Raw genomic sequence first — 14,075 nt, 5'->3', positions numbered from 1 at the left:
GTATAAAGAAGGGAGGCCACTGGCCTCCCTTCTTCGTTTCAGCGCTGCCTCTAATCTCCCAATCGCCATCCCGAGGTAATGGGATAACGCCGATCCCGACCAAACCCCCGCTGCGTCACCCTGATGCCCACCGCCGCCTGGCGCCGCTTGTACTCATTGCGGTCCACCATGCTCAGCACCCGGTTCACCGTGTCTTCATCGAATCCCTCGGCGATGATGGCGTTGGCCGACAGGTCGTGCTCGATGTAGAGCTTGAGGATCTCGTCCAGCACCGCATATGGCGGTAGCGAATCCTCGTCCTGCTGCCCCGGCGCCAGCTCGGCCGAAGGCGGCCGCTCGATCACCCGGGGCGGAATCACCGGCCCCAGGCTGTTGCGGTATTCGGCCAGACGGAACACCAGGCTTTTGGGAACGTCCTTCAGCACATCGAATCCACCAGCCATGTCGCCGTAAAGGGTCGCATAGCCCACCGCCAGCTCGCTCTTGTTGCCGGTAGTCAGCACCAGGCTGCCCTTCTTGTTGGAAATCGCCATCAACAGCGTTCCACGGCAGCGCGCCTGCAGGTTCTCCTCGCTGGCGTCACGTGCGTACCCCTCGAACTCCGGAGCCAGGACCTGCTGGAAAGCGTCCACCACGGGAGCAATGGGCAGCACCCGATAGGTGACGCCGAGCAAGCGCGCTTCGATCTCGGCGTCTTCGAGGCTGATCTGCGCGGTGTAGTGGTAGGGCATCATTACCGCTTCTACGCGCTCTGCGCCCAGGGCATCAGCGGCTATGGCCAGGGTCAGGGCCGAGTCGATGCCGCCGGACAGCCCCAGCACCACGCCCCTGAATCCGTTCTTCTGGACGTAATCGCGCACCCCCACCACCAGCGCCTGGTAGACGCTCGCCTCCAGTTCCTGTAGCTCGGCACAGTGGGTCCGACGTGGAAGCCAGTGGCCTTCCTGTAGCTGCACATCCACCGGGTAAAGGCCCTCGACGAAGGCGGGGGCGCGCTGGCAGATCAGTCCACTGGCATCAATGACGAAACTGCCGCCATCGAACACCAACTCATCCTGGCCGCCAACCTGGTTCACGTAGATCACCGGCATTTCGCCCTCGGCAACCCGCTCAGCCAGCGTCTCTTCGCGTTCGAGCTGCTTGTCCAGATGGAAGGGCGAGGCGTTCAGACTGAGCATCAGCCTGGCCCCGGCGGCACGCGCCTGGGCCATGGGTTCGGGAAACCAGACGTCTTCGCAAATCGACAGCGCCACCGGCACACCTTTGATATCCACCACGCAGGGCTGGTGGCCAGGCTCGAAATAGCGCTTCTCGTCAAATACCCGGTAGTTGGGCAGGCGTTGCTTGTAATAGGTGGCCAGTAGCTGCCCGTCAGCGATCACCGCACAGGCGTTGTAGCGCTGTTCGTCTTCCAGCCAGGGGTATCCCACCACAAGATAGATGCCGCGCACCTCATCACGCAGGCGCTGCAGCCCGTGCTCGATACGCCGCTGCATGCTCGAACGCAGCAGCAAGTCCTCCGGTGGGTAACCGCACAAGGAAAGTTCGGGAAAGACAATGACATCGGCTTCCCAGGCTTCGCGCGCAGCGTTCGCTTCTTCGATGATTCGCTCGACATTGCCTTGAACGTCGCCGACACGGAGATTGAGCTGGGCCATCACGATTCGCAGGCTTTGGCGCATGGCCGCCTCCCGAGCGTTGTGCAAGGCATCTGATGCACTTCAACGCCACCATACTCCCGCGCGCCCGCAGGGAAAACCAAACAAGACACGGCAGCGTGCGGCCGGTCTCTGTGCGCGGACAACCGGCTTGGCTAAACTGCCAGTTTTCCACCAAGAAGAGAGCACCTTCGGCATGTTTCGCCTGCTGTTCTGGATTGCCGTGATCTTCGTCGCCATCTGGCTGTGGCGCCGCTTCAAGACCCCATCGACACCACGCCCCAAGCCGCACCAACAGGACGAAACCGTGCCCATGGTGCGCTGCGCACAGTGCGGCGTGCACGTTCCTCGAAGCAACGCCCTGTCCCAGGACAATCGCTGGTATTGCAGCCGGGCCCACCTGGAACAGGACCAGAGCCCTGGTGAGCGCTGATACCCTCCCCGCCCCGACAGCACTCAGCGCCCAAGGGCGGCGCATCTTCCGCCTCTACAGCCTGTATCGGCTGTTGATTGGCGTAGCACTGGTCGTACTGATCTCCAGCGAACTGGACGACAGCCTCCTGGACCTGGCGCGACCGGAGCTGTTCCGCAATGCCAGCTGGTTCTACCTGATCCTCAATACCCTGATCGCCGCGCTGGTGCCTCGCCCCCGCAGCATGGTGCAGGTCTTCAGCCTGGCCGTGGTGGATGTATTGCTGCTGTCCTGCCTGTTCTTCGCGGCAGGCGGCACGCCCAGCGGCATCGCCAACCTCATGGTGGTTTCGGTCGCCATCTCCAACATCCTGCTGCGCGGGCGCATCGGCCTGCTGGTAGCGGCCGTGGCGGCGATCGGGCTGATCTACCTGACCTTCTACCTCAGCATCAGCCACCCGCAGGCCTCCAGTCAGTTCGTCCAGGCCGGCGGTTTCGGCGCGCTGTGCTTCGCCGCGGCACTGTTCATCCAGGGGCTGAGCCGGCGCCTGCAGCTCAGCGAGACCCTTGCGGAACAGCGCGCGGCCGACGTGGCCAACCTGGAGGCACTTAACGCTCAGATTCTGGAGCGCATGCGCACCGGCATCCTGGTGCTCGACCCGGGCAATCAGATCCTGCTCGCCAACAACGGTGCGCAGACTCTGCTGGGCAAGGAAAACCTGAAGGGCCGCGCACTGGAGAGCCAATGCCGCGAGCTGCTGGCCAGCCTCCAGCACTGGCTGGCCAACCCCACCCTGCGGCCACAGAGCCTCCAGGCCTTCGCCAATGGCCCTACCCTGCAACCCAGCTTCGTTCACCTGCAGCGTGGCAGTCAGCTAAACACCCTGGTGTTTCTCGAAGACATCTCGCAGATCGCCCAGCAGGCGCAGCAGCTCAAACTTGCCTCACTTGGCCGCCTGACCGCAGGCATCGCCCACGAGATCCGCAACCCCCTTGGCGCCATCAGCCACGCGGCTCAGCTGCTGCAAGAGTCGGAAGAGCTCCAGGGCCCCGACCGGCGGCTGGCTCAGATCATCCAGGACCACTCGCGCCGCATGAACCTGGTGATCGAGAACGTGCTCCAACTGTCCCGACGTCGCCAGTCGGAGCCGCAGTTGCTGGACCTGAAGTACTGGCTCACCCGATTCGCCAGCGAGTTCCGCAGCTCCTCCGGCCCCAACCAGACCCTGCACCTTTCCACCCTCGGCAGTACGTTGCAGACCCGCATGGACCCCCACCAGTTGACCCAGGTGCTGACCAACCTGGTAGAGAACGGCCTGCGCTACAGCGCCCAGAAAAACGCCCAGGGCCAGGTCTGGCTCAAGCTGTTCCGTGATGCCGAAAGCGACCTGCCCATACTGGAAGTGGAGGACGATGGGGAAGGCGTCCCGCCCGAGCAGGTGCACAATATCTTCGAACCCTTCTTCACCACTGAAAGCAAGGGCACCGGCCTTGGCCTGTACATCTCCCGCGAACTCTGCGAGAGCAACCAGGCCCGCCTCGACTACAAACCGCGCGAACAAGGCGGCAGCTGCTTCCGCATCACTTTCGCCCACCCGCGCAAACTGAGCTGACCATGACCCGACAGAGAGCCCTGATCGTCGACGACGAGCCCGATATCCGCGAACTGCTGGAGATCACCCTCGGGCGGATGAAGCTCGACACCCGCAGCGCCCGCAACCTCAAGGAAGCCCGCGAATGGCTCGCGCGCGAGCCCTTCGACCTGTGCCTGACCGACATGCGCCTGCCCGACGGCACCGGCCTGGAACTGGTGCAGTACATTCAGCAGCGCCACGCCATGGTTCCGGTGGCGATGATCACCGCCTACGGCAGCCTCGACACTGCGGTGAACGCCCTCAAGGCCGGCGCCTTCGACTTCCTTACCAAACCGGTAGACCTTGGCCGGCTGCGCGAACTGGTCAACACCGCCTTGCGCCTGAGCGCCCCTGAAGACGGTGAGCCACCGGTGGACGGTCGTTTGCTGGGCACCTCGCCGCCCATGAGCGCCCTGCGCAAGCAAATCCAGAAGCTCGCCCGTAGCCAGGCACCGGTTTACATCAGCGGTGAATCGGGCAGCGGCAAGGAACTGGTGGCACGGCTGATCCATGAGCAGGGGCCGCGCATCGACCGCCCCTTCGTACCGGTCAACTGCGGCGCCATCCCGTCCGAGCTGATGGAAAGCGAATTCTTCGGCCACAAGAAAGGCAGCTTCACCGGCGCGGTGGAAGACAAGCAGGGCCTGTTCCAGGCGGCGAATGGCGGCACCCTCTTCCTTGACGAGGTAGCCGACCTGCCACTGGCGATGCAGGTCAAACTGCTGCGCGCCATCCAGGAAAAGGCCGTGCGCGCCGTGGGGGGACAACAGGAAGTGGTGGTGGATGTACGCATCCTCAGCGCCACCCACAAGGACCTGGCCGCGGAAGTGGCTGCGGGCCGCTTCCGCCAGGACCTCTATTACCGCCTGAACGTCATCGAGCTCAGCGTGCCGCCGCTGCGTGAGCGCCGTGAGGATATCCCGCTACTGGCGGAAACCATGCTCAAGCGCCTGGCCCAGCAGAGCGGGTTGCCGGCCGCAACCCTGGCGCCGGAAGCCCTGGACAAGCTCAAGTGCTACCGCTTCCCCGGCAACGTGCGCGAGCTGGAGAACATGCTCGAGCGGGCCTACACCCTCTGCGAAGACGACCAGATCCAGGCCCGCGACCTGCGCCTGGCCGACGCCACCGGCGCGACCGAGGGGGGCGAGGCCAGCCTGGCGCAGATCGACAACCTGGAAGACTACCTGGAAGACATCGAGCGCAAGCTGATCATGCAGGCACTCGAAGAAACCCGCTGGAATCGCACCGCTGCGGCCCAGCGCCTGGGACTGACCTTCCGCTCCATGCGCTATCGCCTGAAGAAGCTCGGCATCGACTGAATCGCGCCCTTCGCCAGCAAGCTGGCTCCTACGAAAACGCCACCACCCCGCCCGTAGGAGCCAGCTTGCTGGCGAAAAGACCGCGGCTCGATTAGCCCAAACGCCCTGCCGGCGCATAGGGCGCCGGGTCGATAATCGCCTCGCGCCCCAACATCAGGTCCGCCAGCAGTCGGCAGGAGGCCGGCGCCAGCACCAGGCCATTGCGGTAGTGGCCGCAGTTCAGCCACAAGCCATCCGCTCCCGGCACCGGGCCGATAAAGGGAATGCCCTCTGGCGAGCCGGGACGCAACCCCGCCCAATGCCCCACCAATTCGGCGTCCGCCAGTTGCGGCAGCAGCTCGAAGGCCGAGGCCTTGAGGCTATCCAGGGCCTCGTCAGTGGGCGTCTTGTCAAAACCGGCGTGCTCCAAGGTACTGCCCACCAGGATATGGCCGTCCCGGCGCGGGATCGCGTAACGCCCCTTGGCCAGCACCATGGCGGGCAGGAAGTCCGCCGCGCACTTGAAGAGAATCATCTGCCCCTTCACCGGCTCCACCGGCAGCGACATTCCCAGTTGCCCCAGCAACTCGCCGCTCCAGGCGCCCGCGGCCAGCACCACGCGGTCGGCCAGCACTTCACCCTCGACCGTATCCACCCCGAGCACACGCCCGTCCTCACGGACAAAACCGCGCACCGCGCAGTTCTCCCTCACCGACACATTGGGCATGCGCAGCAGCGCTTCACGCAGGGCACGGGTCAGGCGCGGATTGCGCACATTAGCCACACCGGACATATAGATAGCTCGCTGGAAGCCCCCGCCGAGCGGTGGCACAGCCGCGTGCACCTTATCCATGTCCACCGGCGTCAGCGGCCGTCCCTCACGAGCCGCCCAGGCCAGGGCGTCGGCCTCGTCGTCCAGGTCCAACCAGTAGAGGCCGGTTTCATGGACTTCGGGATCAATCCCGGTTTCAGCGAGTAAACGCTGACCAAGCTGTGGGTAAAAGTCCTGGGACCAATGCGCTAACGCCGTCACCGCTCGGCCATATCGCCACGGATACAGGGGCGAAACGATACCGCCGCCCGCCCAGGAAGACTCACGCCCCGTGTCGCCGCGCTCCAGCAGGCAAACCTGCTGCCCATTGCGCGCCAACTCCAGGGCACTCAGAAGACCTATGGCACCGCCTCCCACGATGGCGACTCTTTTTCCTACATCGGTTGGCATCAAAAAACCCCACCTTAGACTGCCCGCACACATCCCCCGGCAAGGACGCCGATCATGAAATCACGCCACGGCCACACGCTGGTCGAGTTGCTCTTCTGCTTGCTGATCGCGGGCATCCTGCTCAGCTTCGCGATTCCCTCATTCGTCTCGACAGTCGAACGCAGTCGCCAGACTGAAGCCGTCAACCAGTTGCTCGGGGCGCTGCATTATGCACGCAGCACGGCGGTGATGGAGCGCAAGGTGGTGGGGATATGTGCAGGCGAGTCCACCTGCTCGGATGATGCCCGGTGGGTGGATCAGTTACTGGTATTCATTGATGACAACAGAAATGGCCATCTGGACACCAACGAGAAACTGTTGAGGGGCTTTCCGCTTCCCGCCGATCAATCCTGGACCTGGAAAAACTTCAGACGGAAACGCTATCTGCAATTCAAGCCGGACGGAACCACTCTGGCGCTCAACGGGACCTTCACTCTCTGCCGGGAAGGTGAAGCAATACGGCAACTGGTGATCAATTTAACAGGCCGAGTGAGAACCCGCGCACCCTCTGCAAACGCGCAGTGTGACTGACTTACAGCTCGTCGTTGATTATGCTCGCCTGTCTTCTCCGAAGCGCAGATACTTCTTCTATCAGGTAGGTTTCTTTGACAGTAGTATTTCGGAATAAGGCGATGCCGGTGCGAAACGGATTCACACTGATCGAGCTGATGGTGGTGATCGCCATTGTGGCGATCCTCAGCAGCATTGGTTATCCGAGCTTTCGGGAGTTGATCCTGAACAATCGGCTGACCGCCCAAACGAATGCGCTGCTTGGAACGCTGCAGTATGCCCGCAGCGAAGCGGTTACCCAGAAACGCAGAGTCATTGTCTGCCCAAGCCGAGACCAAGCGACTTGCGAAGACGACCCAGCCGATTGGCAACGTGCCATCATTGTCCTTCTTGACAACGGCACTGTGGCGCGTGTTCTGCCCGCCTCGGCCGATTTGACCATTCTGGACGATGCGACCGACAGCATCGTTTTCGAAATCGACGGCACCAGCCTTGCGAATGGCGAGCTGCGGATCTGTGACGACCGGGGTGACGCAAACTCCAGGACCCTGCTGGTCAATGGCGTCGGGCAGGCACGAAGTCGCGCCTTTCAGAATGGAGACCTCGCATGCGAGTAGTGAAGTCATGCCGGCGAGCCCAAGGCTTTACCCTGATCGAAGTGCTGATCGCCCTACTGGTTCTGGCGATCGGTCTTCTGGGGATGGCCAGCCTTATGGTCGCCAGTGTCCAGTCCAACCAGAGCGCCTCCGTCCGTAGCCAGGCCAGTACGCTGGCCTATGACATGGCCGAGCGCCTGCGGCTGAACCGGGATCGCGCGGTTACCTCCACCTCCTATGAAACCGACGGCACCAACATACCTGCCGACCCCAGTTGCAAGACCGATGGCTGCACGCCGGCCCAGGTGGCGACCCTGGACCTGCGTGAATGGTTGACTCAACTGGCACAGGTCGGACTTTCCGGCAGCATCACCCGTGCAAACAACAACCGCTACACCATCTCCGTCCTCTGGCAGGAAGACAGTGCGCGGGCCTGCGGCCAGAACAGCCAATGTTCGTTCACCTTGAGAGTCGACCTATGAAGTTCCGCGCCCCGGGGCGAATCGCGCATCAGAAGGGTTTGTCCCTGATCGAGCTGATGGTGGCGATCCTGTTGAGTTCGTTGCTGCTGCTGGGAGTCCTGCAGATGTTCAGCGACTCCACCGCCAGCGACCGAGCCAATACGGCACTGGCACGCCTTCAGGAGAATGGTCGAGTGGCGCTGGACCTGATCAAGCAGGACTTGCGCAGGACCAGCTATCAAGGTTGCGTGAGCCCGTTCCGGGAGTCCCGCGATAACTCCACCCGAACCTTCCCCCGAGATGCCATAGGAGCCCCGATCACCGCGTCAGTGGAAGGTGCGAATACGGGCAGCGACACGTTGGCGATCTTCTATGCCCGCCCCTCCCCCGCTCAAGTAACGTCCATCTCGGGGGGCTCGATCACCTTCATCACCAACGAGAACGACCTGGAGGGGGACAACCGCGAACTGGTACTGACCAACTGCATCGAGGTGGCCATCTTCCGCGGAAACATCTCGGCGCGAAGCGCCAGCAACGTCGAGCCACTCCAGCACCGGTACACCGTCACCCTCGCCGCCGGCTCGCCCAACACCACGGGATTCTCGGTCGGCTCGTCCATCCTGCAGATGGCCCAGGTTACTTACCGGGTCCAGGCGGATGCCGCGAACAACAACCGCCCAACCCTGTTCCGCGGCAATGACGCGACAGTTGCCGACGTCGAGAACATGCAGGTGCTCTATGGGGTTTGCGAGGGCGGTCAGACGCGCTGGGTCAACGCCGGCGGTCTGAACGACACGCTTCGCGCACGAGTGAATCAATTGCAAATCAGCCTGGTCATCGCCAGCCCGGATAACGCGGCAAGCGGCACGAGCAATCAGGCGTTCAACATTGCCAACCTGGGGAACAACACTGTTCTGGCCGCCGCTAATGACCAGCGATTGAGACGGGTCTTCAACACCGTGGTCGATATGAGGAACCGTCAATGCCAATGACCCGCTACACGGCGCAACGCGGCGTCGCTCTTGTCGTCAGCCTGGTCCTGTTGCTGCTGCTAACGCTCCTGGCCATTGCCGCTTCGAACACGTCATCACTGCAGGAGCGGATGGCCCTGAACTCCCAGGAGAACAACGTGGCGTTCCAGACCGCGGAAAGCGGTATCGCCGACGCCGTGGACAAGCTGGACAGGGAAGTCACTCCCGCGACCGACAGCCTTTATCAACTCACTTACGACAACCCGGACCCTACGCCGGACCGAACCGCGCGCACCCGGGTTCAGGTCATCGGTTCCGAGGAGTTCGGCAACAGTATCTGCGTCAATAATTGCCCGGTGTTCATCAACTACGACATCACCAGCAGTGCAACGCTGGATCCGAATGTGGCGGCTGCGGCCGATATTGACGACGACAACACTAACGCCCGCCACTTGCGGGGCTATCGCGATCGCGAAATACGCTGAGACCTCACTTGGGAACGGCCATGAACATCCAAATGAACTTCTTTCATCGCTTGGCACTTAGCACCCTGTCCAGCCTCCTGGTGCTGGGCGCCTCGGTGAGCTATGCGGACGACACGGAGATTTTCTTCGGTGGCCCGGCCATCGATGACGGGGTCCGTCCCAATGTCCTGTTCATCCTCGATAACTCCGGATCGATGGCTTGGCGTACGGACAGCAACAACAACCCGTCGCGTGGCGAAGAATCGCGCATGCAGATTCTCAAGCGATCATTTTCCACGATTATCAACAACGCAGGGCCAATCAACGCGGGCATCATGGTGCTCAACTCGCGAAGCGCCTACAACAACACGCGAATGGTCTACCCGGTCACCAACATCGACACCCCTCTGCCGGGCTCTGTCCAGCAGGTCGCGTCGACGCCCGAGATCCTGGTAAGCGGCGATGACGCCACTCAGCGTATCGATACCCCCAACAACGCCGTGATCAACGAGAACGTGCTGTTGATGGGTTACGTCGGCGCAACCACTGCCACCCCGCTGAGGCCGGGTAAGTTACTGGAAGACACCGATGCCTTCCTGAGAGTACGGGATGACGGGGATGAATATGCCTGCCGCCTGAACGTACCAAGCAACCGGTCGAGCAACTCGGTCTGCGAAAACTCCAGCACCAACAATATCAACATCCGCGGGAACGACAGCTCCGACACCTCCAACCCGGTGCGCGGCACTGCGCTGCTCTACTTCCGCGAGATCCGCGACCTGAACGGCAATCAGCTCCCAGCCTCCGCTGCCAATGATGCAGGCATGCGTGCGTACTTGGAGCTACGCCCGACCAATACCCAGAGCACGGCGCCGACGATCGAAGTTCAGATCGAGGACTCCAAGACTCCCGCAGCCCTGAATGACAGCAGCCAGATAGGCGACTCACGGGACTACCTGAACACCACCAATATCAAAGCCAGCAGCTGGAACTCGTCCCAGGTAGCCCGGATCGAGATCACATCGTTGGTGAAGCAGGTGCTGGCCGCAGCGCCAACCAGTAACCCGCTCGACTCCCTATTCATTCGCCTACGCGCAACGACCAACAGCGACTACACGTTTTGCGCACGCAACTGCGGCACCAGCAACGCGGATGCCCCCAGGGTAGTGATCGACTACACCACTCCGGCGACTGAAGCCCAGACACGAATGGGTGGACTGCGCTTCCAGAATGTCGGCATCCCCCGTGGAGCGACCATCACGCGTGCTCACCTGAGCTTCGCACCGGCCACCACCAATACCGATCCGGTGTCGTTCGAAGTCAAGGCGGAGAAAGTTGGTGACGCGAGCGTCTTCGCGTCCACTTCCAGCCTCTCCGGCCGTACGCCCAAGACCACGGCAATGACCACCTGGGCAGCGCCGAATTGGGCCAACGTGAGCCCGCCGGTGCATGTCGAGGGTCCGGACGTCACGACGCTGGTTCAGGAGGTTGTCAACCTCGGCGACTGGTGCGGCAACAATGCCATGGCCTTTTACCTGACTCCCACGTCTGGTACCGGTTCCAGAACCGCCTACAGCCTGGATGGCGCGCCAGGGTTGCAGCCCACGCTGACGGTGGAGTACACCGGAGACACTTCGGGCTGCCTCAATCCGATTCTCGAAGCCAGTGTCGCCTCTCCGAAGGATGACGCCTTCGAAGACAATGACGGCGACATGAGCCTGGGCGGCACCACACTGCGTGTGGACGAAAGCAGATTCGCAGCCCGTTACGACAAGATACCGATCAACCGTAATGCGACGATCCTGGACGCCCAGGTGATTCTCACTCCGGCGAACACAGTCAGCGGCGCCAATGTCACGACCACCGTGAGATTCGAAGATGCCGACAATTCTGCCGCGTTCTCTTCGAGCGATGACGACATCAGTGATCGGGACGATACCGACGACAGCAGTTGCGTGCTGAACAGCTGGATCACGGGCGTTCCCGTGATCTGTAGGGGCCCCCAGTTACGCACCGGCCTGCAGAGCATCGTCAATCGCAGCGGATGGACCCCTGGCAACGCGATTTCCGTGATGTCGGTGCAGAGCGACGACACCGACCTCAATGTTCAGGCTTATGAAAGCAACCCTGCGCAATCGGTGAAATTGCGCATCAAGGTGGCCTACGGCGGCATCAGCAACAACACCTACACCGTCCGTCAGCATCTCAATGCCTTGGTTCAAGCAATGAATGCCGACGACAGCACCCCGATCGTCCCCACCTACTACGAGGCCGCTCAGTATCTGGCCGGAGACCGTAGCGGGTTCAACAGCCCCATTACCAGCGCCTGCCAGTCGACCCACATCGTGCTGCTGACTGATGGCCAGGCCAACAGCAACTCCGATTCGGCGAAGAGCGGCATCGGGACCATGACAAATGCGTCCTGTACAGGTGATGCCTCCGATGACGGTGAGAGATGCGGCCGAACGCTGGCGACCTGGATGGCCAACACCGACCAGTCCGACTTTGACGGCAATAACTTCATCACCACCCATACCATCGGCTTCGCGCTTGGCGCCCTGGCTCCGAATCTGGGGCCACAGAACTTCATGACCGACCTGGCGACCAACGGCAAAGGCAAGAGCTACACCGCCCAGAATGCCAGCGAACTGAGCGCGGCCTTCAGCCAGATCCTCCAGGATGTGCTGGATACCGACACGACCTTCGTCAGCCCGGGGGCCACCGTCAACCAGTTCAACCGGGAGAGCAACAAGAACGAAGTCTACTTTGCGCTGTTCAAGCCATCGGAGACCAACCGCTGGGTCGGCAACGTCAAACGCTACGCCCTGAACGACAGCGCCGGCAGCATCATCCTGGATGCCGATGGCGTCGGTGCCATCAATGCTTCCACTGGTTTCTTCGAAGACACCGCCCGCAGCTTCTGGACGCCGGTGTCCGATCCGGATGGCAACGACACGGCCAAAGGAGGTGCGGCCAACAGGCTGACCGACCCGACAACCCGCAACCTGTTCACCTTCATCGGCAACTCCCCGACGAGCGTGGTCAGCCTGGCCAATGACATTTATCGCCTGCGGGACGCCAACACGGCGATTACAGCGGATATGCTGGGCGCCGCAAATACCACTGAGCGCACTGAGCTGATCAACTGGATACGCGGGCTTAACGCGGATGGAAGCGTGCGGCGCGCCATGGGCGACCCGCTGCACTCGGTCCCCCGCTTGGTGACCTATGCGTGCGAACAGTTCACCGACTCCAGCCTGACGTCCTGTGCCAACGAGGACCAGAGCGTATTTCTCGGCACCAACGAAGGTTTTGTTCACGCACTCAACACGGATACCGGTGATGAGCAATTCGGCTTCATGCCGGAAGAGTTGCTACCGAACATTCGCGACCTCAAGGCCAATGCCCCTTCCAGCTCGCTGGCCCCTCGTAAGTACGGCATGGATAACACCGTGACCATCTGGGCCAACGACGTGAACCGCAATGGAGTGATCTACGGAGGACGCGACCCGTCTTCGACCTCTACACCACCGGCGCAGTTGTCCGGCCTCAACCAAGGTGAGTTCGTCTACGCGTACGCAACCATGGGCCGAGGTGGCCGCAGTCTCTACGCGCTTGACGTCACAAACCGCAGCAGCCCGGGGCTCCTTTGGTACAAGACCAAGAACTCTTCAGGCTTCTCGCGCCTGGGCCAGACCTGGTCGACCCCGGTCGTCACGAAAGTGAACGTCGGGGGCACTCCAACACCCGTGTTGATCTTTGCCGGTGGCTACGATCCTGACCAGGACAATGTGAATGTCCGTACCCCGGATTCGGAGGGCAATGCGCTCTACATCGTCAACGCAGTTACCGGCGAGTTGATCTGGTCCGCCAGCAATGACGCGAGCAATGCGGGCGCAAGTGGCCACCTCCAACTGAACAAGATGCTCTACAGCATTCCAAGCGGCGTTCGCGTCATCGATCTGGACCGCGACGGCATGGCGGACCAGATGTTCGTCGCCGACATGGGGGGACAGGTCTGGCGGTTCTTCATCAACAACGGTTCTGCGCCGACTAGCCTGGTAAGCCCTGTGAACAGCGCCGCGAGCACGGCGGATGCTGGCGTTTTCGCCAGCGTTGTACCCGCGGACACGGGCAGCGAGAACGCCGCTCAACTCAAATCCAAGCTGCGTCGCTTCTACAACGAGCCGGATGCTGCCCTGCTGAATGTCAACGGCACCAAGACCCTGGTGATCAACATAGGCTCTGGCTACCGTGGACACCCGCTGGACAAGGGAACCGAAGACCGTTTCTACTCGTTCCGCACTCCGCTGGTGAGCACCAACTCGGCTCACTCGGTACTCACAGAGAGCTCGCTGTACGACGCGACGCTCAACCTCGTGCAGGAAGGCAGCACGTCGGAGAAGGCCAATGCGGCCTCCCAGTTCGCAACCTCTACCGGTGGCTGGTACATCAGGCTGACCAACGCCGGCGAAAAGGTCCTGGCGGATGCCACGACCTTTGCCGGCAAGGTCTTCTTCAATACCTATGAACCAACTGCTGCCAGCGATTCATGCCGGGCCGTGGCGGGTCTCGGACGCTCCTATGCCGTCAACCTCTACGATGCGACCCCTATCGAACAGCGCATTTCCGGGACGCCGACCCGGGTTGATCGAGCAAAGGCACTATTGACGGGCGGTATTCCGCCCAAATTGATCACACTCTTCCCCGAGGGCAAGCCGACAGCCGCCTCCTGCATTGGCACGGAGTGTGAGGACCTGGAAGACGATATCACGGTGGGGCCAACTTACTGGATCAACGAGATCTGACGA

General features: G+C 61.9%; 11 protein-coding genes. 9 read left to right on the top strand and 2 right to left on the bottom strand.

What is annotated here, in order from left to right; translation table 11 throughout:
• Positions 1–50 precede the first annotated feature (50 nt).
• Positions 51–1,682, bottom strand: a complete 1,632-nt coding sequence (locus tag FFS60_RS02735) for an NAD+ synthase (protein WP_028630360.1) — start codon at positions 1,680–1,682, stop codon at positions 51–53.
• A gap of 172 nt (positions 1,683–1,854) precedes the next feature.
• Here FFS60_RS02735 and FFS60_RS02730 point away from each other — a divergent pair, with 172 nt between their 5' ends.
• Genes FFS60_RS02730 through FFS60_RS02720 form a run of 3 tightly spaced genes read left to right on the top strand, consistent with a single transcriptional unit; the run spans position 1,855 to position 5,022 of the window.
• Positions 1,855–2,091, top strand: a complete 237-nt coding sequence (locus FFS60_RS02730; RefSeq protein WP_137821065.1) for a PP0621 family protein — start codon at positions 1,855–1,857, stop codon at positions 2,089–2,091.
• The gene (locus tag FFS60_RS02725) at positions 2,081–3,682 is read left to right on the top strand and encodes a PAS domain-containing sensor histidine kinase (protein WP_137821064.1); all 1,602 of its coding nucleotides are present in this window, start codon (positions 2,081–2,083) and stop codon (positions 3,680–3,682) included. Before FFS60_RS02730 ends, FFS60_RS02725 begins: the two co-directional genes overlap by 11 nt.
• A 2-nt stretch (positions 3,683–3,684) precedes the next feature.
• A complete protein-coding gene (locus FFS60_RS02720; RefSeq protein ID WP_137821063.1) occupies positions 3,685–5,022 on the top strand; it encodes a sigma-54 dependent transcriptional regulator in 1,338 nt (445 codons plus the stop codon).
• Between the two features lie 91 nt (positions 5,023–5,113).
• Here FFS60_RS02720 and thiO read toward each other — a convergent pair whose 3' ends face one another.
• A complete protein-coding gene (gene thiO / locus FFS60_RS02715) occupies positions 5,114–6,223 on the bottom strand; it encodes a glycine oxidase ThiO (RefSeq protein ID WP_137821062.1) in 1,110 nt (369 codons plus the stop codon).
• A 54-nt stretch (positions 6,224–6,277) separates the two neighbouring features.
• Between thiO and FFS60_RS02710 the strand changes: the two genes are divergently transcribed.
• The 6 genes from FFS60_RS02710 to FFS60_RS02685 all read left to right on the top strand — a co-directional run bounded on the left by FFS60_RS02710 (position 6,278) and on the right by FFS60_RS02685 (position 14,072).
• Positions 6,278–6,793: a GspH/FimT family pseudopilin gene (locus FFS60_RS02710; RefSeq protein WP_137821061.1), complete on the top strand. Its 516-nt coding sequence runs from the start codon at positions 6,278–6,280 to the stop codon at positions 6,791–6,793.
• A gap of 101 nt (positions 6,794–6,894) precedes the next feature.
• Positions 6,895–7,389 carry a GspH/FimT family pseudopilin gene (locus FFS60_RS02705; protein WP_137821060.1) on the top strand — a complete coding sequence of 165 codons (495 nt, stop codon included), beginning with the start codon at positions 6,895–6,897 and terminating at the stop codon, positions 7,387–7,389.
• Complete coding sequence (gene pilV / locus FFS60_RS02700; RefSeq protein WP_137821059.1) at positions 7,380–7,850, top strand: type IV pilus modification protein PilV; 471 nt, start codon at positions 7,380–7,382, stop codon at positions 7,848–7,850. The genes FFS60_RS02705 and pilV overlap by 10 nt, the downstream gene beginning before the upstream one ends.
• Entirely contained in the window at positions 7,847–8,821 is a 975-nt protein-coding gene (locus tag FFS60_RS02695) for a PilW family protein (RefSeq protein WP_137821058.1), read from the top strand. Before pilV ends, FFS60_RS02695 begins: the two co-directional genes overlap by 4 nt.
• Positions 8,812–9,285 carry a PilX N-terminal domain-containing pilus assembly protein gene (locus FFS60_RS02690; RefSeq protein ID WP_137821057.1) on the top strand — a complete coding sequence of 158 codons (474 nt, stop codon included), beginning with the start codon at positions 8,812–8,814 and terminating at the stop codon, positions 9,283–9,285. The genes FFS60_RS02695 and FFS60_RS02690 overlap by 10 nt, the downstream gene beginning before the upstream one ends.
• Before the next feature lie 20 nt (positions 9,286–9,305).
• Positions 9,306–14,072, top strand: a complete 4,767-nt coding sequence (locus FFS60_RS02685) for a pilus assembly protein (RefSeq protein ID WP_137821056.1) — start codon at positions 9,306–9,308, stop codon at positions 14,070–14,072.
• Positions 14,073–14,075 lie beyond the last annotated feature (3 nt).

The organism is Pseudomonas sp. D(2018) (assembly GCF_005502555.1).
In the GTDB taxonomy this organism is placed as follows: domain Bacteria; phylum Pseudomonadota; class Gammaproteobacteria; order Pseudomonadales; family Pseudomonadaceae; genus Metapseudomonas; species Metapseudomonas resinovorans.
The sequence above is the reverse complement of the archived record's forward strand: the minus strand, read 5'-3'. Positions and strand labels throughout refer to the sequence as shown.